We start from the raw sequence: 20,107 nt of genomic DNA, 5'->3' as shown, positions 1-20,107 counted from the left end.
GCCGCCATGCATGTTTTGCACACTTAATACTAATGCAGGCTGCCTCACTGACAAGCGCGACGGCTATATTTTTCACGCCTCGCTAACGCTATATGGATGAGAAGGCTGGAGATTGTGGCGTAAAATAACCACGCTATTTTTAGCGAGCCGGTAAATATTACGGTCTCGCTTTTAACCTGCCTGATGATTATTTGTGCTCAACACATTTTCCTCCGGTGGGAATTCTATCCGCCCGGCTTATTTATTTACGTTTAATCATTGAACGGCGAAGCGGCGCTAAATAGCGTCGAGCAGACGGTTCAATTCCGCCAGACTAAAAAGGGTCGCTTTGCGCACCACTTCTTCACCTTCACCTGAAAACCACTGCCGGCTGGTGTGCACGCTGCCATCTGCCAGGCACCATGCAAACCACACGGTGCCGGCTGGCGTGCCGTCCTCACCGCCGTCCGGGCCGGCATAGCCACTGACGGCAATAGCCAGCGTATCCCCGGAGAGCTTTTTCGCGCCGCAGGCCATCTCCCGTACCGCGGCTTCACTGACGGCGGTATCACGCGCCAGCGTCTCCGCGCTGACGCCCAGCACGCGCTGCTTCGCCTGATTGGTGTAAGTAATAAAGCCGCTGCTGTAAAAGCGGCTACTGTCGCTGGCGGCCGCCAGCGCGGAACCGACCCAGCCAGAGGTGCAGGATTCGGCGGTGGTGACGCTCAGGCCGGCGGCCAGTAATTTATTACCCACTTCGGTCGCTAAATTAACCAGTTCTTCATCCATATTCTGTATTCCTTGTCAGAGTGAAATTAATAAACGCCGTCTCTGGCGCTGCTCACAGGCATTGCCAGCGGCGGGCATCCGAATTATAGGCGTAATTTCTGCACCGCTGCTTAGCCGAATTAAACTGTTACCGAGGATCCCGGCGTTTACCGCTAAGCTTAAAATTCAGGACGAAGAGGAAATAACCGTAGCGATAAGATGTCAGCTAATTAACTGTAAGAGGAATAACGCCATGAAGAAAGATGAGTTAGCCAGCCGTGATTATCCGGTACAGGAGGATATGCGCTGGCAACGCAGGGAGAGCGTTATACAGCGTATCGGTGAATACGTGCTGATAGTGATTGTGATCCTGGGTGCCTGCGGGCTGTTTTCCAAAGGCATATTAAGTGACGGGCAGGCGCAGTCGGCTGATGGTTCCGTCAGCCTGCGCTATGAACGTTTTGGTCGCATCGACAGCAATATGAACCTGCGGATTCGCGTGGCACCGCAGAGCGGCGAACGTTTCACCGTCACGCTGGGCAGCGGCGCGTTAGACGATTTGCAGATTCAGACGCTACAGCCACAGCCACAACAGGCCATTACGCGGGATAACACGCTGCAGCTGACTTACGCCAGCGAGGCGGCAGAAGGCCATGTGATCTGGCTGGGGATTCAGCCGCAGGCGGCGGGGCGGGTGGCGCTGAGCGTGCACGTCAATCACCAGGTACCGGTAAAGGTATCGCAGTGGATTTACCCATAAAAGGAGAGCGTTATGGAAACGGTACTACGCGCAGCCGCCATTTATCTGTTGTTAATGGTGGTATTTAAAATTGCCGGTCGACGCACGCTGCTGCAAATGACCTCATTCGATTTGATTCTGCTGCTGATTATTAGCGAAGCCACACAGCAGGCATTGCTGGGTGATGACTTTTCCGTTACCGGTGCCAGCCTCACCATCATTACCTTAATCACCATTGATATCGTGCTGGGCAAACTCAAAGCGCGCTTCCCGCTATTTGAACAAATGGCGGAGGGTGGGCCGCTGATTCTGGTGGAGCATGGCCGGATATTAACGCAGCGGCTAAAAATGTCGGGCATCAGTCGGGAAGATATCCTCGAAGCCGCCCGTTCAGGGCAGGGGCTGGAACGCATCGATCAAATTAAATACGCGGTGCTGGAAGTTAGCGGTCATATTTCCATCATCCCGGAAAATTCAGATAAAACTGAAAAATAGCAATAACCACTCAATACTTGTTTGTGATGGAGGTCACACTTTTGTTAATTAATTGATTTTATACCACTAAAATTATTTTGTACAAGTTTGAGAAAAAAATCTTTACAAGCAACCCGCTATAAGCGCAGCGGTGAAAATAACCATTTACGCATGGCTTTTCGCCCGCGCAAATATGCATATTAAATGTTGTTTTATCGCCAATCCCATCCATATTGTTTCTGTGTGGAGATATTCTGTCGTTTAACTGCTTAATTATTTTAATCAATGGGGTGACATATGACACAACGACGTGGTGGTGCAGGTAATTTTGCAGAAAATACCGAGCGTGCTCGCGAAGCGGGTAAAAAAGGCGGCAGCGTCAGCAGCGGGAATTTTAAAAATTGTCCCGAAAGGGCAGTAGAAGCGGGCAGGCGCGGTGGAAAAGTGAGTCGTCGCGGCAAAACCGCAACGGCGGAAGCTTAAACCGCCTTCTTTAAGGTAAATGCAGTCAGCGTAATCCTTAAGCTGCCATGCAGGCAGTCTTAATCGCTAACGCAGCGGCGCAATTCAGGGAGTGAACCATTGCGCCGCACGCATTTTATATTATCGGCGGCCGCGCCGCAGGGTACTAAAGAATTACATGCAGCAGTGCATATTAAGCGCAACGGCTGCAACCAGCAGTAACAGTTATTAGCGCGAGAGGAAATAAGCGACAGGCAGATTCGGTGGCACTGATAATGACGCAATACGCCAGCGACTCATTATTAAGGTGGACCTGATCGGGCAGCGGCGATGTTAAAAAATTTCACTTTAAGCGCGGGTTAATAACTTTTCGGTAGCACTTTTTGCAACAAAAATCCCCCATTCAGTTGTTTATCCTCTTGTACAGATTTTGAAAAACTTGTACAACTTAGCCAGAACATTTTTCTGACAACTTAATGTTAACGGGAGTCACTTATGCGCCAGAACGGATACACTCCGAACTCAGTCGAGGCGATTGCCAACTATTTTAGCAAAGCCACGCTGCCTTCGCAGCAGGAGACGCTGGGCCAGGTCGTGGTCGAAATCCTGCGTGAAGGCCGTAATCTGAACCGTAAATCGCTGTGTACTAAGCTGCTGCGTCGTCTGGAGCTCGCTTCTACCACGGAAGAAGAGCACCACTATCACCAGCTGATTGGCCTGCTGTTTGAGCGCGAAAGCTGAGAGCGAAGCGAAAGCGTCCAGGTTGTACACACGAAAACGCCATTCTGATAACGTATCACTGCATGTATGACTTGTGACGGGCTGTATCGCGCCGCGGGATAGCGGCGCTGTTTTTCTGTCGCGTTCCCGGTTGGGGCAGGCAGCATGCAGAGATTTATTATGATATGAACAGAAGCGAACATCAGACTCTTATTGATGAGATCATCGGCGAAGCGGCGTTAACGCTACTGCAGCGTTCCGGGCCAGTCACCACCCAGGCGTTGCTGGATGAGCTCCACATTATGCAGCAGCAGGCCAGCGATGATGCGCAGGCGGCTGCGATTCGCACGGCAATCGATGAAGTCCGGTCGAGCATAACGGCTGGACAAAAGCGGCGTGGCGAACAACCGGATCGCGATAACGTGCATCCACTGTTTGGCCACAACGGTCAGGCTGGCGGCAGCCGCAAGCATTAACTGACCGTTAAATTATAATCTGACTGTATTGCTCACAGTACGGGAAAAGAACGATGTCGGAGAATCACTCTCTCTATTCTGCGCTGCCGGACACGGAACTGGCGGCGCATTTTCGCGATGCCGGAGTGGCATTGAGTGAAGAAGCCGCGGTACTGAATGATATCATTCGTAGCGTGCTGGCCAGTGAAGGCCGCGTCAGTAACAAATCCATCATTCTTTGTCTGATTATGGCGCTGGAAGCGACACAGGATGAAGCGCAGGCAAGTGTGCTGCGCAGAACGCTGGAAATTGTGGTGGGTTATACGCCAGACGACGCCTGACGCAGAGGTCCCCGCGCAGGCGGGGATCGGTTCAGTGCATAAGATCTGCCAGTAGCCTTATTGCGGCATCGCAGCGATGCCGGAAATCCTCATCACGCGCGTCAGCTTTCATCGTGTGCAGCACCTGCGTCACGTCATGTATCCTGAACACCCTACCTTCCCTGATAAATTCCGTCACCGCGATGCCTATCAGCGCATACAGATCCGGTGCAGGACGGTTAACTTGTTTCACGTCACCTCCGGGACTTGTATATCCGTACAGTGTTGCACAGGTGATAACAACCCAACACCTTTTTCTGCTGTCAGTGAAAATGGCACAGATTATTAGTCAGACAGATTGCCAGGTGTTATCACGCTGCGCGAATAGTAATACGCTGCTGAAGCAGATTCATGCAACTAAAAAATGGTTGAGCACACCGATAACTCTATTTTAACGCTGCGCTTATTGCGCCCGGAACATTCACCGACACGCTGCGCGGCGGGCGGGAATTATCGCGCCTGCTGCGACCGAGATTAAATTTATGCAGCCAGCTGCGGTACTGTCTGATTAATTCCTGTGCATTTTTTTCGTCACTGGCGCGACAAATAAAAAGCTGGCTCATGGTCTGGTGCTCAGCTGCCGTGGCGTAGATCTCGCAGGCCATCTCGCGTTGCTGCAGTTCAATCGCCGTAAAATGTAACTGCGGCCACTGCTGCAGTCGGTTAGCGAACATTTTATAGTCCATTTTAGGATCCTTTTATTTTTCTATTTTCTACTGGTATTACCTGTAAAAGGCACAATAGACCAAAAGCGAAAAAGCGCCAGTTTTGCGGGTCACGACCCATTAAATAGTGCACAAAATGAAAAAAATATTTACGTGTACAGCTTTTACCGCTGCGCTTATATTTGCGTGAAAGATTGAATAAGCGCAGCGGCTAATAGCGGCAGCGCAGAAATACCGTCTGGCTCGCAGCATCGCCTATCCTCTATTAGGGTTAACTGATGGCTAACCAAAGGAGAAGAGGGCATGACCAATCCGAGTGCCGCCGATGAACTGGCGCTGATCGATCGCTACTGGCGCGCCGCCAATTATCTGTCCGTCGGGCAAATCTACCTGATGGCCAACCCGCTGTTACGCGAACCGTTGCAGCCCGGGCATATCAAGCCGCGACTGCTTGGCCACTGGGGCACGACGCCCGGCCTGAACTTTATCTATGCGCACCTCAACCGCATCATCCGCCAGCGCGAGGTGGATCTGCTGTACGTCTGTGGCCCGGGGCACGGCGGTCCGGGCATGGTGGCGAACAGCTGGCTTGAAGGCAGCTACAGCGAGATCTATCCGCACATCAGTGAAGATGCTGCAGGCATGCAGCGCCTGTTTAAGCAGTTTTCGTTTCCTGGCGGCATTCCCAGCCATGCGGCACCGGAAACGCCGGGCTCGATTAATGAAGGCGGCGAGCTGGGCTATTCGCTGTCGCACGCGTTTGGCGCGGTTTTCGATCATCCGCAGCTGATCGTACCCTGCGTGATTGGTGACGGCGAAGCCGAAACCGGGCCGCTTGCCGCCAGCTGGCACGGCATTAAATTCCTCAATCCGCAGCGTGATGGTGCGGTGTTACCCATTCTGCATCTGAACGGCTACAAAATTGCCAACCCGACGCTGCTGGGGCGCAGCAGTGATGACGATCTGCAGCAGCTGTTCAGCGGTTACGGTTATGAGCCGCTGTTTGTCTGCGGGCACGAGCCGGCCGACATGCATCAGCAGATGGCGGCAGCGCTGGATAACGCGTTTGATAAAATTGCCGCTTATCAGCAGCAGGCGCGCAGTGGCCAGGCAGAGCAGACGATCCCGCGCTGGCCGATGATTGTGCTGCGCAGCCCGAAGGGCTGGACCGGCCCGAAAGAGGTGGACGGTAAAAAGGTGGAAGATTTCTGGCGTGCGCATCAGGTGCCGGTGGCGGCGTGTCGCGAAGACGCGTCGCATCGGCAGGTGTTAGAGCAGTGGCTGCGCAGCTATCAGCCGGAGGATCTGTTTGACGAGGCGGGTAAACTTAGGCCGGAACTGCGTGCGCTGGCGCCGCGGGGGGATAAACGCATGAGCGCCTCGCCCTATGCCAACGGTGGCCGGCTACGACGCACGCTCAACACGCCGGACATCCGCGAGTTTGCGCTCGACACCGGCGCGCCGGGCAGCCAGCGCGGCGAAGCCACTAAACAGTTCGGCCACTACCTCAGCGCGATTTTTCAGCGCAACGCCGATAACTTCCGGCTGTTCGGGCCAGATGAGACCGCCTCGAATCGCCTGACGCCGGTCTTTGATGTCACCAGCCGCAGCTGGATGGCGGACATCGAACCGTATGATGAGCAGCTGGCGCGTGACGGCCGGGTGATGGAAATTCTCAGCGAGCACCAGTGTCAGGGCTGGCTGGAGGGCTATCTGCTGACCGGACGACACGGGCTGTTTAACTGTTATGAAGCCTTTATCCATATTGTCGACTCGATGTTTAACCAGCACGCCAAATGGCTGAAGGTGACGCGCAAACTGGGCTGGCGCCAGCCGATTTCGTCGCTCAACTATCTGTTGTCTTCACACGTCTGGCGCCAGGATCACAACGGATACAGCCATCAGGATCCCGGTTTTATCGATCACGTGGCGAATAAAAAGGCGGATATCGTGCGCATCTATCTGCCGCCGGACGCAAACACCCTGCTGTGGGTGGGCGATCACTGTCTGCGCACCTGGGATCGCATCAACGTGATTGTCGCCGGCAAGCAGCCGTCACCGCAGTGGCTGGATATCGACAGCGCCATTGCCCACTGCGAGGCGGGTATGGGCGAATGGCGCTGGGCGAGCGATGACGGCGAGCCGGACGTGGTGATGGCCTGCGCCGGCGATGTGCCCACCATGGAGACGCTGGCGGCGGTGGATCTACTGCGAAACTACCTGCCCACGCTGCGCATTCGCGTGGTCAACGTGGTGGATCTGCTGGCGCTGCAGACGCAGCAGCAGCACCCGCACGGCAAGTCGGAAGAGGATTTCGATGCGCTGTTTACCCGCGACAAACCGGTGATTTTCGCCTTTCATGGCTATCCCAGCCTGATTCATCGTCTGACTTATCAGCGCAGCAATCACGCCAATTTCCATGTGCACGGATTTAACGAAGAGGGCACCACCACCACGCCGTTTGATATGACGGTGCTCAACGAACTGGACCGCTATCATCTGGCGCAGGCGGCAATTTTGCACGTGCCGGGCCTGGCCGATCGCCATCCTGAATTGCTCGACGATCTGCAGCAGCGCATCGCGGAACACCATCGCTATGTGCGCGAATACGGTGAAGACGTGCCGGAAGTGCGTGACTGGCTGTGGCCGGGCTAACCCCGCCCGGGCGCGAAAAAAAACCGCCTGAGAAGGCGGTTTATGGTTTATTCGGCCTGTTTATCCCCGGATTCAGGCGCGCTGGTTTCGTCATCTTTCGGCTTCGGCTCGGGGCTGCTTTTACGCGGATCGTAATCCGGCTGGTCGCCGTGAACGGGACGATCGGTCATTGTATACTCCTTAACGGTTACCAAGTGAACCCGCGCCACCGTTGCCAGCTGCGCGGATGTAAAGGGCGGCTGCGCGGCTCAGCCCGGAACATTCTGCCGCTTCTCAGTTTGCTGATGTTTCCCCATAGCCAGTGCGCTGGCGCTGGCCGGATCGAACAGCGACAGGCTTTCAATCTGGTCGACCATCAATACCTTACGGAACTCCAGCGCGCTTTTGGGTTTGGAGACAAAACTAATCTCGTGCTGGTGATACCAGCGGCTGTAGTTATGCTCAATCGCCAGATTCAGCGTGCGCGAATCGCGGTAGCCGCTGAGCATCGGAATCAGCACGATATTGGCGGTGCTGGGATATTCAAAGGTGGCGGCATGAATCATGCCGATATAGATACGGCGCGATTTCAGCGTGACCCAGGCCAGTTCACCTTCTTCCATGCAGTGCAGCAGCAGTTGTTCAATACCGTTAGAGCGCGACAGGCGCTGATACAGCTCTTTGCGACTGCCGGCGGTCAGCCGCGCGCTGCCGGCATTGGAACGATACACACAAAACAGCACGGCAAACGCCAGCATGATCACCACCGGTGCCTGAATGCCAAGAAAACTCCAGGTCATGAAATCGACGTGCCAGCGCGCATGGAGATCGGCAGACAGTGCCAGGCTGTTATTGATGGCCGAGGCCGCCAGCAGCAGCAGCCAGACCAGGCCGGTGGCGACCACGCCCTGAACGACAAAAATGCAGCCGTACAGCGCAATGAGAAAATAGACGTCCCAGCCAAAGGATCGTTTTATTTTCAGTCGGCTGGACATATCGCGACTGGTGTACCAGTAACCGCAGACCATCAGCACCATAAATATCGCGGTTCCCATCAGATATCCTTTAAGCGCTTAATATGATCGGCGAAGTCCTGCTGTACCTGTGGACTGAGGGGATTAACCGAAGCGTTACCGTCTTCGTCAATAATAATCCGGTCACCTTCCTGAATGGATTCACGAATATCCTGGCGGCTCATTACCTGCAGTAATGATTCCGGACTGGAAAAAAGAGAGGTAAAATAGCGCAATATCACGTCAGGCTGTTCCTGTAAGGCAATAAATAGTTAATTGATCATATAACGTTTTCTGCCAGATTCAGGCGGTTTCAGAGTTATCTGTTAAACGTGAGGAAAGTCAGCGCAGGGTAAGACAATAATCCGGGGGGTAACGGCGCGCTCCCTGCGCCATGGCCGCCTCATCCTGTGCTGGCCGGCAAATCACGAGCCGCGATTGCTGCTCTGACCGCCTTTTTTACCGGCTTCGGACGCTTTTTCGCGGTCGTTTTTAAAGTTGCCGCCGCTGTGCTGTCCGCCTTTTTTACCGGCTTCTGATGCTTTCTGTTTATCTTCTGCGAAATTACCTGAACCGCCTCGATGCTGAGTCATAATATATCCTCTTCATGAGTAATAAATAACATGACGTTGTTGCGCTGTCATGTGCGTGTTGCGTATTTAATACTAATCGCTGGTGCTATTTCTGCAAGCGTGACGGCGCATAAAAAGCGCGTTTTTATTTTTTATCTTAGTTTGTTGAAATAACAATAATTCTGCGTTGTCGCTGCGCTTATTTAAACTTTTTGCGGCGGTGAAGTAATAAAATGAAACACTCCAGTGCACCCAACCGGCCGGGCCAGACAGCTGACCCGGCGCCGTGAGCCACGCTAAATAACCATGCCTAAAATCTGCAGGATGCTCTGCTGCGAAGCAGTAATAAAAGGAATGTCTTTGATGTGCTGCATGCCAAAGGCTTCATAAAATTTGCGTGCGCGCACGTTCTCGCCCATCACTTCCAGCCACAGATAGCCTTCCTGCTTATCGCGCGCGGCGTGGATAATGCTTTCGAACATGCGCCGGCCATAGTTTTTACCGGTTTCCTGCGGATTGAGGTAGAGCTTATTCAGCTGGGCACCGCTCATGCCGGAGTCCGGTACCGGCGTGTTCCAGGTCACTTTGGCAAAGCCGATGGGTTTGTTGGTTTCGGCAATCAGCCAGCTTTCGTTGGGGGCCACCAGGCTGCTGCGCAGTTCGGCCAGGCCGTACTCTTTATCGATGAATTCATCCAGCTCGGCTTCGGAGACCCACATATGTTTGAAGTGGGCGCTGTAGGTCATGCGCCCCAGCTGATGCAGCAGTTCAGCATCATCAGGCTGCGCGTTGCGTATGGTGAATTCCATGCCAGTCTTCCTTCAGTTTTTATGTTTTATCCTGCGTTACGGCAGAGTGGGGGTGTCAGCGGGCATCCTGCCCGTACAGGTGACCCGTCATTATGCGCGAATCAAACCGGGTGTCATCCCTTTTGCGGTAAGGAAGTTGGCTGAATGTCTTGATTTTTTAACAGGAAAGGAGGCAGGCGCAGGATGTCCAGCGGGCTGAACATCCAGAATTGAGGCGGGAGGCGCGAATTAAAAGCCGTAGCTGGTGAGGCGATGGTAAAAATCCATGTGGTTTTTACAGCCCAGCTTGCGTGAGATGGTGTTCTTGTAGTGGCTGATGGTCTTATTGCTGAGGTGCAGCGCATGCCCGATCTCCGTCATGCGGCGCGGACCCGCCAGCCAGCGCAGCAGCGTGAACTCGCGTTCGGTCAGCACATCGGCGTTGCCGTGCGGTACGGCGACTGCAGCAACGTTTTCCGGCGTCAGCACCGCACTGACCAGCGTCGCCAGCGGGCATTTTTTACTCAGGATCAGCGCTTTCTTCAGGTGGCGGGCGACGTAATTCAGCACGGCTTCATCGCTGATGTCGGTGAGAATCACCAGCTCGACGCCCGGTGTTTTGAGCTGCATCAGCAGCAGGCTACGCAGCGTCTCTTCAAGGTTTTTACTGGCAAAATGCAGCTCGCTGATCACCACGTTACGCCCGCGTCCGGTAGGGATCGGGTCATCCGGCGAGGTGAGCGTCAGGCAGCTTATCATCTGCCCGGAAAAGTAGAGGCGCAGACCTTCCGTAATCCAGCGGTCGCTATCCATAGTGAAGATGTTCAGCATTGTTTCCTCCTGTGCTCGCGGTTAACCCATTTGAACGGAAACCGCGCTGAGCCGATATCAGACGGCCTGCGTCAGGTTGTAGGAAAAGGCTGAGAAATGTCTGGCAGGGCTGAGCTGCAGGGGGACAACAGGAAAGCCGGTTCCTGATGAATGAAGCAAAACCGGTACGGTTGCGAACCGGGGAGATCGCCCGGGATGATGTCAGCCGCCACTGTTGCTCTGCCATTTCATTTTCCTGTCATTTTTAGTCTTTAGGGTGTCAGCTCCTCTGTATGGACATGAATAATATGAAAAGAAAAACGCTTCCCCTGATTCTCGGTTGTACCCTCTCGTTATCCACGCTGGCGGCGCAGCCGCCAACCGAACACTATAGCGTCACTTTTCCTCAGGGGACGCGCGTCAGCTACAGCGGTGCGTTCGCCAGCGCGTTTCCGGAGGGTTTGCCGGTAGGCATCGGTTCCGGTTTGCTGTTTACCGGCAGGCAGGGAGATACGCTCAACTTTGTGACCGTCACCGATCGCGGACCGAATGCCGACTCGCCTGACATGGGTAAACAGGAGTCGAAAATTTTCGTCACGCCGGACTTCGCGCCGCTGCTGATGAATATCCAGGTGAAGAACGGCAAAGCCCAGGCGACGGACGCCCGACCGCTGCACGACGCAAAGGGCAATATTAACGGCCTGCCGCTGCAGAATGGCGTCATCGGGTCAACCAATGAGATCGCGCTAAGCGATAAGTTGCACGTGCTGCAGGGCGATAACCGGGGTCTGGATACGGAAGGCATTACGCTGGACGGGAAGGGCGGATACTGGCTGTGCGATGAGTATGGTCCGTTCCTGATTAACGTTGATAAGCAGGGCAGAATTCTGGCGATTCACGGGCCGCAGGCCATGGAAGGGGAAAAATCGATCGCGGGTGGTCTGCCGAACGTTCTTAAATGGCGTCAGCCAAATCGTGGCTTTGAAGGGATCACGCGCATGCCGGATGGACGCATCATCGCCGCGGTGCAGAGTACGCTGGATATCAACGGGAAAAGTAAAAAGCAGGCACGCTTTACCCGCCTGGTGAGCTTCGATCCGGCCACCGGGAAAACCGCGATGTATGGTTACCCTATCGACAGCGAGGCGTACAGTAAAAACAGCGACGCGAAAATTGGCGATATCGTGGCGATCGATAATCAGCACATCCTGCTGATTGAGCAGGGCAGCGACAAAGACGACGCGATGCGTAACCTTATCTATAAGGTGGATCTTAGCCAGGCTAGCGATCTGGCCGCATTCGATAAGGCCGGTGACTACCCGGAGTTTGATGACGCAAAAACGCTGGCGCAGCGCGGCATCGTGCTGGCAACGAAAACGCGGGTGGTGGATCTGCGTCAACTCGGCTGGCAGCAGGAGAAGGCCGAAGGGCTGGCGCTGATCGACAGCAACACACTGGCGGTCATCAATGACAATGACTTCGGCGTGAAAATGGTGCTGCAAAATCCGGTGGAAGGTAAGAAGCGCAAGGATTATCGGGTCAACGACCAGGGGAAGCTGACGGTAGATGATAAGCCGGTTGCCACCACCATCAGCGTGAAACCGCTGGACAAAGCCAGCTCGGACAGTGAGTTGTTTATCATAACGCTGGCGGAACCGGTGAAACCGTAGAGGCTGCCGTGCTGGCGCTGAACACCGGTGCCAGCACGAAAATGCTAAAGGCTGAATGCCCCCCCGTTGTGTCATCGGGGAGGTCATCGCGGCCTCGTGTTTAACAGGATGTGGAAACTCAAGGTGGCTATTGCTCAGGTGATTAAGAGACATCGCCTGATAAATTTACCCTGACACAGCGCACAGCCATTAAATGGCCTGAAACGGCAGCGTCATTTCCTGTGATAAGGCAGACTGACTCTCAGGAAAAATGTTTGCCTGGAGCGAGAAGCAGGCATTGATTCATAGATTAAGGCAAATAATCGCGCGGCGTTGCATTCAAAATGGAGCGAAAAGCAGCGGTATAGGCAGCCGGACATTAAAAACCGAGCTTATAAGCGACCTGTTTGATAGGGATGTTATTCGCAAGGAGATCTAACGAAGCATAAATTCTTGCTCTTTGCTTCCAGGTTCTGAAACTAAAACCCGTATCCTTAATAAACAATCGCGAAAAGGTACGTTCAGACATTGACGCGATAAAAGCCAGATCGCTCAGTGGTATTTCCCAGCGATGATTTACCACAAGTTCTCTGGCCGCAGAGAATAATCGCTCATCACGTGGCATTGGAAGTTCCGCAGTCAGAGAAGGTGCTTCGCTGAGTATTTCCAGAAGCAACAGTGCCATTTTCCGCTGGCTCGGTCTGTTGTAGTTATCACTGAACAGACCGGTTATCAGTTCTTTCACCAGTGGCGTAGCCGTAATGACATGCACCTGGTTACTCTTCGCAAAATTTGTACATTCCGCGATAAGGCTGCCACTGAAATAGACGGCCCTGAGATCTGTGTGAGACAGCAGATTGTAACTATGTATCTGCAGAGGTGGTAGCCACAATGCACGCTGAGGGGGGATAACCCAGCGGTTGTTTTCCGTTTCGACCAGCATCACGCCTCTGGTTGCATAGAGGAGTTGCCCTTCAAGGTGATGATGAGGAGGATCGGTTTCTCCTCGCTGATAGCTAATCGCTGTGCCGGACCAGCCTGTGGATGCTTCATGTCTTGGCGCTTTATCTATACTACCTGGCATTTCAGATTAGGGTCCTGCAACTATGATGCTGCCTCGAAACCATCCGGTGTACCAACTCACTGGATGAGTGTGTCGTTTATCGGTCAGATTATCACAGGTATAACAGGAGCCTATCCTTATGCGGGTACACTTTATCGTACATGAAAGTTTTGAAGCGCCAGGGGCTTATGAAACATGGGCCAGAAATCAAGGTCATAATGTGACTTACTCGCGTGTATACGCAGGCGATGAGCTACCCGTGGACGCCGAAGGTATTGATTTCCTGATCGTGATGGGCGGTCCGCAGGACCCGTCCACGACCCAGAGAGAGTGTCCGCACTTCGATGCGAAAGGCGAGCAGGCGCTGATTGCTGCTGCTGTTAAAACCGGTAAAGCCGTTATCGGTATCTGCCTTGGCTCACAGCTGATCGGTGAGGCGCTGGGCGCGCCGTTTGCTCACAGCCCTGAAAAAGAGATTGGTAAGTTCCCGATCACGCTAACTGAAGAGGCTCGCGAGGATGCGTTGTTTTCTCACTTTGCGAAGTCGCTTGAGGTCGGTCACTGGCATAACGACATGCCGGGCCTGACCGCGGATGCAAAAATCATCGCCTACAGCGAAGGCTGTCCCCGCCAGATCGTTTCCTATTCAGATCGCGTCTTTGGTTTTCAGTGCCACATGGAACTGACGCTGGATGTTGTAGAACGGCTCATCGCTCATTCGCAACAAGACCTGAGCCGAGCCGCAGAGTATCGCTTTGTTCATACGCCAGAAGAACTTCGTGCGCACGATTACAGCGAAATGAATCAGGTACTTTTTGGCTTCATGGATAAGCTCGAAGCGCGTTACAAATCAGCTTAAACACCGCTTTATGCCCGGTGATGTTTATCTCCGGGCATTCTTTATCAGAAGCTGATACATGCAGGCACCATGACCTTTTGTGCACCCTTCAAACCCTACTTTCTATCAACGGCCTGACGCAGGATCGATTCCGCCGGCGCGTTACTTCAGGTCCAGAGCGGCCATCACTGCTGCTACTTCTGACACCTCTGCGGCCGATAAGGGTAACAGGGGACGAGGCAGACAGTCGGCATCGGTCAGCCCCAGTATGCCTGCTGCCGCTGCGATCACGCGGATACTTCCGCCATGCTTACGGAACAAATCCCATAAAGGTTTCAGGCGGTTTGTTAAGGCCATAACGCGTTCAGCGTCGTTAATGGCTGCGGCCTGCATAATTTGTTTGGCGGTTTCCGGGAAGATACCGCCGCAAACGGAATACCAGACTTCGCAACCGGCATTCAGCCCCAGCCCGGCACTGGCGTCACCACTAATACCCAGGGTCACGCCAGCACGAAGATGTTGTCGTAATGCAGCAACGCGTTCAGCTGCAGCAATGAGGGTATCCGGTACTCCCGGAATTTTAATTGAGCGAATCCCTTTCAGTGACGACAGCTGCCCGAGCAGTTCATCGGTAAAACGGAAATGCGTGGTTCCGGGGTTGTCATAAACACAAACCGGTACTGAAGCATGGCGGGTAACCGTCTCAAAGAGGGCATACACCTCTTCATCACGCAGTGGCTGGTAACTCATCGCCGGCAGCAGCAGCGCATCCGCGCCTGCGGACTGCGCATCTTCAGCCAGATGCAGTACGGCATCGGTGCTGATAGCACCCACGCAAACCATCACGGGAATCTCCCCGGCAACCTGACAGGCCAGCGTTGCGCTGCGTTTGCGCTGTTCCCTGCTCAGGTAAGCATAGCTGCCGGTTGAACCCAGAACACCTAAAGAATCGACACGGGCTGCCGTCAGGCGAGCCAGGATCTTCGTGAAACCCTGTTCATCGACACCACGCGCGGTGACAGGCGTTAACGGGAAAGCAGACAAGCCGGTGAACATGCAGAGTCTCCAGAACTGAGTTAAAGGTGTTACTCGCCGATGAGGGTGACGTTACACTGCCGTCCGGGCATCATTTCTTCAAGGCCGTCGGTCAGCATCTTTCCTGCTTCATGCAGCTGCTCAGGCGGCATCTGCGGCAGACTTTCCAGAATAAACCACATGTGTTGCGCTTCAACGCTTAAGCGAGTCCTGATTCCCTGCCGCCAGTTCCAGCGACGGCAGGTTACGCCGGCATCATCACACCAGACGACTTCGCCAGGCGCAGGATATTCCACCGCCATAACCCCTTCTTTCATGGTATCAAAGGGTTCCGTGCCTGTTGCCACCGTCAGGCGAGGTGCACCCTGGTACGCGGCAATATTTTCTCCCCCTACGGGCACGGCATAGCGCAGACTGACAGCGTTATAAAGATCAACGACCGGATCGAGCGCGGGCAGGGTGCCATCGCGAAGCACGCGTTTACGTAGCGCCTCAGCAGAACAGGGCGTGCGTTTGGGTTTGGCACCAAATATCTGAAACACATCGGCCCATGCAGCCAGATGGGATTCAGCCCAGGCGGGGGAATCTGACAGCACCGCCTCACAGGCCGCCTTGAGTGCCGTTACCCCGACGTGCGGATTCACGACAGGCGCTGCCTGCACACTAATGCTGAGCGCCCGAAAACCAGGGGCAATTTGGTAGATTTCAGGGGAAATTGACGGGGAAACGATTAACACGCGATAATCCTGTAATGACCATTTTATCTCATAATAGCGACCAATGACCAAAAAAGTCAATTTAGTGACCTTCGCCGGCGCAGATGTCAACACGGTTAACGAAGCCGTATCCCTGCGGATTAAGCAGTTTCGTAAACAAAGAAAAATTTCTCTCGATGAGTTATCCCGCAAAGCCAGTGTCAGTAAGGGGATGCTGGTTGAGATAGAAGGGTGCAAGGCTAATCCCAGCATTGCACTGCTATGCCGGCTTGCTGCTGCCATGGGCGTGTCAGTGGCGGATTTTGTTGATGTCAGCGCCAGGCCTGATGTACACATCATCGCTGATACGGACATCCCCGAACTCTGGACAGGAGACAAAGGGGGAAGCGCCAGGCTGCTGGCCGGCTCAGGTGGACCCGATATGCTTGAGCTGTGGCTGTGGGAAATGCGGCCAGGCGAAAAGTTTGAATCACCCGGGCATACCTCAGGCACGCTGGAGCTACTGCACGTAAAATCCGGAACCCTCACGCTTGGCGTGAAAGAGAGCGTATTTCAGGTAACGGCGGGATCCTCCGTTACAGCCAAAACCGATGTTCCACACTTCTACGCAAACCAGGGAGAAAACACGCTGAACTTTATCATGACGGTAAATGAAAAAGCGTCATAAACGTTTTTCAATGGACGGCCAAAGAAGCCCTGATTTGTGCGCAAATAATCATCCTTATTGATGTCGGCACCTTTTAAGGGCGGGGCAAATCTAGCCCCACCTTAAAGTGCAGCGAGTATCGCGGCTTCTATTTTCTCCGGGGACGTGATCGGTGCAAAGCGTTTCAGCGGCTGGCCGTCGCGTCCGATGAGAAACTTGGTGAAATTCCACTTAATCCGTCCGCCCAGCACGCCGGGGAGTTCCGCTTTCAGATAGCGAAATATCGGGTGCGCTGCGCTGCCGTTAACCTCGACTTTGCCGAACATCGGGAAGCTCACCCCGTAATTAACATGACAGGTTTGTGAGATGTCATCAGCGTTTCCCGATTCCTGCTTACCGAATTGATTGCAGGGATAGCCAAGCACCACCAGACCCTGCGCGGCATATTTCTGATAGAGCGCTTCAAGGCCGGCGTACTGGGGTGTGAAGCCGCAAAGACTGGCGGTATTCACCACCAGAACCACCTTGCCTTCGTAATCGGCCATAGAGATAGGTTGACCGGTCAGGCTGGTGGCCGAAAACTGATAAAAAGGGGTCATGTCAGTGTCTTCAAAACAGCACAGGTTCGATGTTGATGTTGCCACGCGGGCCCAATAGCGGGCTTCGTAGCCTGGCGCGCACAGCATAACTTTCTGCGCGCCGTTGTCACAATAACACTGACATCTAACCTTGCAGACAGAGCCTGATCGCCGGCACAAAACTCTGTCTGCCAGTCTCACTAAGACGCCTCTGCCAGCAACGCCGCCTGCACAGCAGGGCGCGCATTGATCCGTGCCATATACGCCAGTAGCGCAGGCCAGCGATTAGCGTCAGTTTGGACTGGTGTGTTCGCCATCCGGTCAGTCTTCTGTTGCTGCGCAGTCACTGCTGACGACGCTGCGTAAAGAAAGATAAGCGGCGCTCAGGAGGTCACTTCATCTGCTGGCTAACCGTCAGTTTCATAATGAAGGGCCTCGCCGCAATCTGTCAGCCGCATGAAAACCGGGAGGTTAATAAAAATCCGTGGCATCCATGTGTTATGCCATCACGGCGCAATGACCGCCGACATCTGCTTCAACACTTCGTCACGTGCTTTCAGGCCAGCATTCGGCGTTAACACCTGTTCATCCTGAATCAGTTTGGCAAAAACAATTTTTTTGCTGCCTTTGGTCGCCCAGCCGACATACCAGCCATAGGCATGGTGCGGATCGTATTGATTATTTTTCCCCGGTGAGCCGGTTCCTGTTTTGCCGTGCACCGTCCAGCCCTTAACGCTGACGTCGTAGCGGGTAATATTATCTGTCATGTCATAGGCATGCTTGTTTACGCGCAGCTCACGGTTAACGACTTTCCTTAAAAAGCCAATCTGCTGAACCGGTGAGATCTGCAGGGATGACATAACCCACACCCCATTCTGACCGGGGGCGCTGACGTCAACGGCGGAAACATCTTCGTTTCCGTAAGCAAACGCCTTTACATAGTCTTCAAAGCGATGTTGCCCGATTTTTTTAACAACCTGCTGCGAATACCAGAAGACCGAATATTTTAGCCACGCCGTAGGATCGATTTTATTCATCCAGTTTTTACCGCCCCAGTCCGGGTATCCTTGTTGGTAATCCCAGGCGGGTTCCTTTTCATTTTTCAGCACGCCGGCATCAAATCCCATCAGGCTGATGGCTATTTTAAAGGTGGATGCGGGTGTGACTTCTCCACTGCAGTCGTTGCCACTCTCCAGCAGGACTTTGCCTGATTCAGCGTCAACAATCAGGGTGCACAGGTTTTTGGCGAATGCCTGCTGTGAAAATAATATTGCAGCAACAGAGGCCATAACGGCCAGACGGGTTTTTATTGATGATTGAATCCAAAGTTAAATGCTAACGTAATTTACAAACTGAGAAAGGGCACTGAACGCGGTCAGGCTGTGCATCAAGAGATTGGCCACGCCACATCCCTTTATCATCTGCAAACTATCGCGTCCGGTGTGCTTATTAATAAACCTGAGCGGGGATAGTCTGCACATCCGCGGCGTTTTGCGCTCGCAGCCGCGCGCTAGCGTAAAATGCACATTGTATGCCACATTAATCAGGTGACTTACCTCTACCCGCAGGATAAATCAGCCAATACGATTGCGGCGCGAAAACTCCAGCAGATCGCGCTGGTTCTTTAACCCCAGTTTTTCCATCAGCCTGGCTTTATACGTGCTGACGGTTTTATTACTGATTTGCAGCTGGTGGGCGATATAAATAATCTCTTTTCCCTGCGATAGAAGCTTCAGCACTTCCCGCTCCCGCCGGGACAATAACCGCATTCTTTCCGCATCGCTTTTTAATCTGCTGATGCCACTGCTTTCCTGCATGCGCAGCGGAAAGTAACCATAACCGGAAAATACGGCATGCACCGCCTGCAGCAAATCGTTCATATGGTTTTTTTTACTGATAAAACCATTTGCGCCGGCTTTAATGCTTTCAGCAGAATAGTAGCCAGGGTCTTTGCCACTCATGACGATGATCGGTAATTGCACGCCGGCATTTCGCAGCGCGGCGATCAGTTCAATGCCCGTCATACCCGGCAGGTCGATATCAATAATCAGGGCAGAAACATCATGCTGTAATATCAGCCTTTCGACACCCTCCGCCATTTCGCTTTCTGCGACAATATGGTGCCCCGCATTTTCCAGCATAATACGCATGGCCAGGCGGGCAAGCGGGTGATCGTCCACGATGATAAAATTCGCCATAAGCGTCCTGATATTATTCGCGCCATTATTCATCTCACTCTGGCACAGGAATAAAGAGCAAACAATATGCATCATTAGGTTGTCATCCTGCGACTACAACACTTTTCCGTTTATCCTGGTAATAACGTTCTTCTCGACGGCGATATAAGCGGTAATTAATGGGTTGTAGTCCTGCGCCTACATAACCGGTAAGCACATCCGATGGTCAGGGATATTAATACGTGACAAGCTTATCCTCAGTTCACGGCAATCCTCTGCCAGGCATAATGAGAATGTATTTTCAGGAGTGGTTATGCAGCCGGTTAAACGTTGGCAACGCGATGTCTGCAATTTAAATACCCGGGCGTTAACCTGGGTGGCGGCGGGCGCATTTTGCGCGGGCTGCTGGTTATTGATCAGCGTGCTGGTGCTAACCCTGTAACGCGTAGCCAGTGTGAAGAGAATTAGCGTCAGCCGGAAGGGAACCCGCACCAGGGCGTCAGGGATGAAATTTTTGTAGTGGTTGGGGGCGCGTTGCCCCCTTTTTTTTGCCTGCAGACAGGGGTAATGCAATGCGCAGCCCGTGCGATTACGGCCCGAGACGCAGCGTTTCGGCGCGTTTTGCTGTCTCGTAAACGTATTGCAGCATCGGTTCTAAATCGGCATCCGGTCCGGCGCTGATAATTTTGCCGCGCAGCCATTCAATTTCACTGGTGATATCAGGATGAAAGATGGTGTTGTTTTGCGCGTTGCGTAACCACTTCAGCAAAAAGTTATTTTTCCCGCGTACGCCGCCGGATTTCTTGCTGTTCACATAGAGTTTTAACGCAACCAGAATGCAGTAATAGAAATGGACGCGCTGACTATAATTCTGCAACATCTCTTGGCTCTTCATCTGCCGTTTTTCACGCCCGCCAGTGTGCATTGATGTGAAAAGCAGGTCAAA

25 protein-coding genes and 2 pseudogenes are annotated in these 20,107 nt (G+C 53.4%); 10 read left to right on the top strand and 17 right to left on the bottom strand.

The window, feature by feature from the left end:
* Window positions 1-276: 276 nt before the first annotated feature.
* Window positions 277-768, bottom strand: coding sequence for a nicotinamide-nucleotide amidohydrolase family protein (locus CBW22_RS02225; RefSeq protein ID WP_058769659.1), 492 nt, complete (start codon window positions 766-768; stop codon window positions 277-279).
* A 232-nt stretch (window positions 769-1,000) separates the two neighbouring features.
* On the opposite strand from CBW22_RS02225, the gene CBW22_RS02220 reads away from it, so the two are divergent.
* From CBW22_RS02220 to CBW22_RS02195, 6 genes are all read left to right on the top strand, one after another.
* Complete coding sequence (locus CBW22_RS02220) at window positions 1,001-1,507, top strand: hypothetical protein (RefSeq protein ID WP_088515893.1); 507 nt, start codon at window positions 1,001-1,003, stop codon at window positions 1,505-1,507.
* A gap of 12 nt (window positions 1,508-1,519) precedes the next feature.
* Window positions 1,520-1,981, top strand: a complete 462-nt coding sequence (locus CBW22_RS02215; RefSeq protein WP_021506327.1) for a DUF421 domain-containing protein — start codon at window positions 1,520-1,522, stop codon at window positions 1,979-1,981.
* 276 nt (window positions 1,982-2,257) lie between these two features.
* A complete protein-coding gene (locus CBW22_RS02210; RefSeq protein WP_072209941.1) occupies window positions 2,258-2,443 on the top strand; it encodes a general stress protein in 186 nt (61 codons plus the stop codon).
* Between the two features lie 474 nt (window positions 2,444-2,917).
* A complete protein-coding gene (ycgZ, locus tag CBW22_RS02205; RefSeq protein WP_021506325.1) occupies window positions 2,918-3,163 on the top strand; it encodes a regulatory protein YcgZ in 246 nt (81 codons plus the stop codon).
* Between the two features lie 164 nt (window positions 3,164-3,327).
* Window positions 3,328-3,618 (top strand): hypothetical protein, encoded by a 291-nt coding sequence (locus CBW22_RS02200; RefSeq protein WP_088515892.1) that lies wholly within the window; start codon window positions 3,328-3,330, stop codon window positions 3,616-3,618.
* A 53-nt stretch (window positions 3,619-3,671) separates the two neighbouring features.
* On the top strand, window positions 3,672-3,938 hold the full coding sequence (locus CBW22_RS02195; RefSeq protein ID WP_058757637.1) for a biofilm development regulator YmgB/AriR family protein: 267 nt from the start codon (window positions 3,672-3,674) through the stop codon (window positions 3,936-3,938).
* 31 nt (window positions 3,939-3,969) lie between these two features.
* Here the strand turns inward: CBW22_RS02195 and CBW22_RS02190 are convergent, their stop codons facing one another.
* Both CBW22_RS02190 and CBW22_RS02185 read right to left on the bottom strand, forming a co-directional pair.
* Window positions 3,970-4,170, bottom strand: coding sequence for a hypothetical protein (locus CBW22_RS02190; RefSeq protein WP_088515891.1), 201 nt, complete (start codon window positions 4,168-4,170; stop codon window positions 3,970-3,972).
* Window positions 4,171-4,363: 193 nt separating this feature from the next.
* A complete protein-coding gene (locus CBW22_RS02185) occupies window positions 4,364-4,663 on the bottom strand; it encodes a hypothetical protein (protein ID WP_176428071.1) in 300 nt (99 codons plus the stop codon).
* A gap of 282 nt (window positions 4,664-4,945) precedes the next feature.
* On the opposite strand from CBW22_RS02185, the gene CBW22_RS02180 reads away from it, so the two are divergent.
* Entirely contained in the window at window positions 4,946-7,297 is a 2,352-nt protein-coding gene (locus tag CBW22_RS02180; RefSeq protein WP_088515890.1) for a phosphoketolase family protein, read from the top strand.
* Window positions 7,298-7,344: 47 nt separating this feature from the next.
* Here the strand turns inward: CBW22_RS02180 and CBW22_RS26590 are convergent, their stop codons facing one another.
* The 6 genes from CBW22_RS26590 to CBW22_RS02160 form a co-directional block, all read right to left on the bottom strand.
* Window positions 7,345-7,467, bottom strand: coding sequence for a hypothetical protein (locus CBW22_RS26590; RefSeq protein WP_254919460.1), 123 nt, complete (start codon window positions 7,465-7,467; stop codon window positions 7,345-7,347).
* Between the two features lie 78 nt (window positions 7,468-7,545).
* The gene (locus CBW22_RS02175) at window positions 7,546-8,331 is read right to left on the bottom strand and encodes a hypothetical protein (RefSeq protein WP_021506318.1); all 786 of its coding nucleotides are present in this window, start codon (window positions 8,329-8,331) and stop codon (window positions 7,546-7,548) included.
* A complete protein-coding gene (locus tag CBW22_RS25910) occupies window positions 8,331-8,528 on the bottom strand; it encodes a hypothetical protein (protein ID WP_031279223.1) in 198 nt (65 codons plus the stop codon). The genes CBW22_RS02175 and CBW22_RS25910 overlap by 1 nt, the downstream gene beginning before the upstream one ends.
* A gap of 186 nt (window positions 8,529-8,714) precedes the next feature.
* Window positions 8,715-8,882 carry a general stress protein gene (locus CBW22_RS02170; protein WP_021506316.1) on the bottom strand — a complete coding sequence of 56 codons (168 nt, stop codon included), beginning with the start codon at window positions 8,880-8,882 and terminating at the stop codon, window positions 8,715-8,717.
* A 275-nt stretch (window positions 8,883-9,157) separates the two neighbouring features.
* Window positions 9,158-9,670 carry a GNAT family N-acetyltransferase gene (locus CBW22_RS02165; protein WP_021506315.1) on the bottom strand — a complete coding sequence of 171 codons (513 nt, stop codon included), beginning with the start codon at window positions 9,668-9,670 and terminating at the stop codon, window positions 9,158-9,160.
* A 228-nt stretch (window positions 9,671-9,898) separates the two neighbouring features.
* The gene (locus CBW22_RS02160) at window positions 9,899-10,480 is read right to left on the bottom strand and encodes a response regulator transcription factor (RefSeq protein WP_058769665.1); all 582 of its coding nucleotides are present in this window, start codon (window positions 10,478-10,480) and stop codon (window positions 9,899-9,901) included.
* A 287-nt stretch (window positions 10,481-10,767) separates the two neighbouring features.
* Here CBW22_RS02160 and CBW22_RS02155 point away from each other — a divergent pair, with 287 nt between their 5' ends.
* Window positions 10,768-12,129, top strand: coding sequence for an esterase-like activity of phytase family protein (locus tag CBW22_RS02155; protein ID WP_141097282.1), 1,362 nt, complete (start codon window positions 10,768-10,770; stop codon window positions 12,127-12,129).
* A 289-nt stretch (window positions 12,130-12,418) separates the two neighbouring features.
* On the opposite strand, the pseudogene CBW22_RS02150 reads toward CBW22_RS02155, so the two are convergent.
* Window positions 12,419-13,192: pseudogene (locus CBW22_RS02150) on the bottom strand (AraC family transcriptional regulator).
* 118 nt (window positions 13,193-13,310) lie between these two features.
* Here CBW22_RS02150 and CBW22_RS02145 point away from each other — a divergent pair.
* Window positions 13,311-14,030 carry a type 1 glutamine amidotransferase gene (locus CBW22_RS02145; protein ID WP_088515888.1) on the top strand — a complete coding sequence of 240 codons (720 nt, stop codon included), beginning with the start codon at window positions 13,311-13,313 and terminating at the stop codon, window positions 14,028-14,030.
* A 141-nt stretch (window positions 14,031-14,171) separates the two neighbouring features.
* Here the strand turns inward: CBW22_RS02145 and CBW22_RS02140 are convergent, their stop codons facing one another.
* Together CBW22_RS02140 and CBW22_RS02135 are read right to left on the bottom strand one after the other, a co-directional pair.
* The gene (locus tag CBW22_RS02140; RefSeq protein WP_088515887.1) at window positions 14,172-15,065 is read right to left on the bottom strand and encodes a dihydrodipicolinate synthase family protein; all 894 of its coding nucleotides are present in this window, start codon (window positions 15,063-15,065) and stop codon (window positions 14,172-14,174) included.
* Window positions 15,066-15,094: 29 nt separating this feature from the next.
* Window positions 15,095-15,781, bottom strand: a complete 687-nt coding sequence (locus tag CBW22_RS02135; protein WP_088515886.1) for a B3/B4 domain-containing protein — start codon at window positions 15,779-15,781, stop codon at window positions 15,095-15,097.
* Window positions 15,782-15,824: 43 nt separating this feature from the next.
* Here CBW22_RS02135 and CBW22_RS02130 point away from each other — a divergent pair, with 43 nt between their 5' ends.
* Window positions 15,825-16,427, top strand: coding sequence for a helix-turn-helix domain-containing protein (locus CBW22_RS02130; RefSeq protein WP_058757649.1), 603 nt, complete (start codon window positions 15,825-15,827; stop codon window positions 16,425-16,427).
* 101 nt (window positions 16,428-16,528) lie between these two features.
* Here CBW22_RS02130 and CBW22_RS02125 read toward each other — a convergent pair whose 3' ends face one another.
* From CBW22_RS02125 to CBW22_RS02110, 5 genes and pseudogenes are all read right to left on the bottom strand, one after another.
* Window positions 16,529-17,005: a glutathione peroxidase gene (locus CBW22_RS02125; protein ID WP_088515905.1), complete on the bottom strand. Its 477-nt coding sequence runs from the start codon at window positions 17,003-17,005 to the stop codon at window positions 16,529-16,531.
* Between the two features lie 179 nt (window positions 17,006-17,184).
* Window positions 17,185-17,277: pseudogene (locus CBW22_RS26585) on the bottom strand (glutathione transferase GstA); the annotation flags it as partial.
* A 213-nt stretch (window positions 17,278-17,490) separates the two neighbouring features.
* On the bottom strand, window positions 17,491-18,294 hold the full coding sequence (gene blaOXA / locus CBW22_RS02120) for a class D beta-lactamase (protein ID WP_217899511.1): 804 nt from the start codon (window positions 18,292-18,294) through the stop codon (window positions 17,491-17,493).
* Window positions 18,295-18,558: 264 nt separating this feature from the next.
* On the bottom strand, window positions 18,559-19,257 hold the full coding sequence (locus CBW22_RS02115; protein ID WP_254919459.1) for a response regulator: 699 nt from the start codon (window positions 19,255-19,257) through the stop codon (window positions 18,559-18,561).
* Window positions 19,258-19,750: 493 nt separating this feature from the next.
* Window positions 19,751-20,041 carry a hypothetical protein gene (locus tag CBW22_RS02110; protein WP_031279201.1) on the bottom strand — a complete coding sequence of 97 codons (291 nt, stop codon included), beginning with the start codon at window positions 20,039-20,041 and terminating at the stop codon, window positions 19,751-19,753.
* Window positions 20,042-20,107: the final 66 nt, after the last annotated feature.

Origin of the sequence: Pantoea sp. VS1, from assembly GCF_002207995.1 — a bacterium.
Taxonomy (GTDB): domain Bacteria; phylum Pseudomonadota; class Gammaproteobacteria; order Enterobacterales; family Enterobacteriaceae; genus Pantoea; species Pantoea dispersa.
The sequence above is the reverse complement of the archived record's forward strand: the minus strand, read 5'-3'. Positions and strand labels throughout refer to the sequence as shown.

What these genes read in the sequence shown, in the direction of transcription:
- CBW22_RS02225 (WP_058769659.1), bottom strand. Translation starts at nt 768, where the DNA reads ATGGATGAAGAACTGGTTAATTTAGCGACCGAAGTGGGTAATAAATTA.
- CBW22_RS02220 (WP_088515893.1), top strand. Translation starts at nt 1,001, where the DNA reads ATGAAGAAAGATGAGTTAGCCAGCCGTGATTATCCGGTACAGGAGGAT.
- CBW22_RS02215 (WP_021506327.1), top strand. Translation starts at nt 1,520, where the DNA reads ATGGAAACGGTACTACGCGCAGCCGCCATTTATCTGTTGTTAATGGTG.
- CBW22_RS02210 (WP_072209941.1), top strand. Translation starts at nt 2,258, where the DNA reads ATGACACAACGACGTGGTGGTGCAGGTAATTTTGCAGAAAATACCGAG.
- ycgZ (WP_021506325.1), top strand. Translation starts at nt 2,918, where the DNA reads ATGCGCCAGAACGGATACACTCCGAACTCAGTCGAGGCGATTGCCAAC.
- CBW22_RS02200 (WP_088515892.1), top strand. Translation starts at nt 3,328, where the DNA reads ATGAACAGAAGCGAACATCAGACTCTTATTGATGAGATCATCGGCGAA.
- CBW22_RS02195 (WP_058757637.1), top strand. Translation starts at nt 3,672, where the DNA reads ATGTCGGAGAATCACTCTCTCTATTCTGCGCTGCCGGACACGGAACTG.
- CBW22_RS02185 (WP_176428071.1), bottom strand. Translation starts at nt 4,663, where the DNA reads ATGGACTATAAAATGTTCGCTAACCGACTGCAGCAGTGGCCGCAGTTA.
- CBW22_RS02180 (WP_088515890.1), top strand. Translation starts at nt 4,946, where the DNA reads ATGACCAATCCGAGTGCCGCCGATGAACTGGCGCTGATCGATCGCTAC.
- CBW22_RS26590 (WP_254919460.1), bottom strand. Translation starts at nt 7,467, where the DNA reads ATGACCGATCGTCCCGTTCACGGCGACCAGCCGGATTACGATCCGCGT.
- CBW22_RS02175 (WP_021506318.1), bottom strand. Translation starts at nt 8,331, where the DNA reads ATGGGAACCGCGATATTTATGGTGCTGATGGTCTGCGGTTACTGGTAC.
- CBW22_RS02170 (WP_021506316.1), bottom strand. Translation starts at nt 8,882, where the DNA reads ATGACTCAGCATCGAGGCGGTTCAGGTAATTTCGCAGAAGATAAACAG.
- CBW22_RS02165 (WP_021506315.1), bottom strand. Translation starts at nt 9,670, where the DNA reads ATGGAATTCACCATACGCAACGCGCAGCCTGATGATGCTGAACTGCTG.
- CBW22_RS02160 (WP_058769665.1), bottom strand. Translation starts at nt 10,480, where the DNA reads ATGCTGAACATCTTCACTATGGATAGCGACCGCTGGATTACGGAAGGT.
- CBW22_RS02155 (WP_141097282.1), top strand. Translation starts at nt 10,768, where the DNA reads ATGAAAAGAAAAACGCTTCCCCTGATTCTCGGTTGTACCCTCTCGTTA.
- CBW22_RS02145 (WP_088515888.1), top strand. Translation starts at nt 13,311, where the DNA reads ATGCGGGTACACTTTATCGTACATGAAAGTTTTGAAGCGCCAGGGGCT.
- CBW22_RS02140 (WP_088515887.1), bottom strand. Translation starts at nt 15,065, where the DNA reads ATGTTCACCGGCTTGTCTGCTTTCCCGTTAACGCCTGTCACCGCGCGT.
- CBW22_RS02130 (WP_058757649.1), top strand. Translation starts at nt 15,825, where the DNA reads ATGACCAAAAAAGTCAATTTAGTGACCTTCGCCGGCGCAGATGTCAAC.
- CBW22_RS02125 (WP_088515905.1), bottom strand. Translation starts at nt 17,005, where the DNA reads ATGACCCCTTTTTATCAGTTTTCGGCCACCAGCCTGACCGGTCAACCT.
- CBW22_RS02115 (WP_254919459.1), bottom strand. Translation starts at nt 19,257, where the DNA reads ATGATGCATATTGTTTGCTCTTTATTCCTGTGCCAGAGTGAGATGAAT.
- CBW22_RS02110 (WP_031279201.1), bottom strand. Translation starts at nt 20,041, where the DNA reads ATGTTGCAGAATTATAGTCAGCGCGTCCATTTCTATTACTGCATTCTG.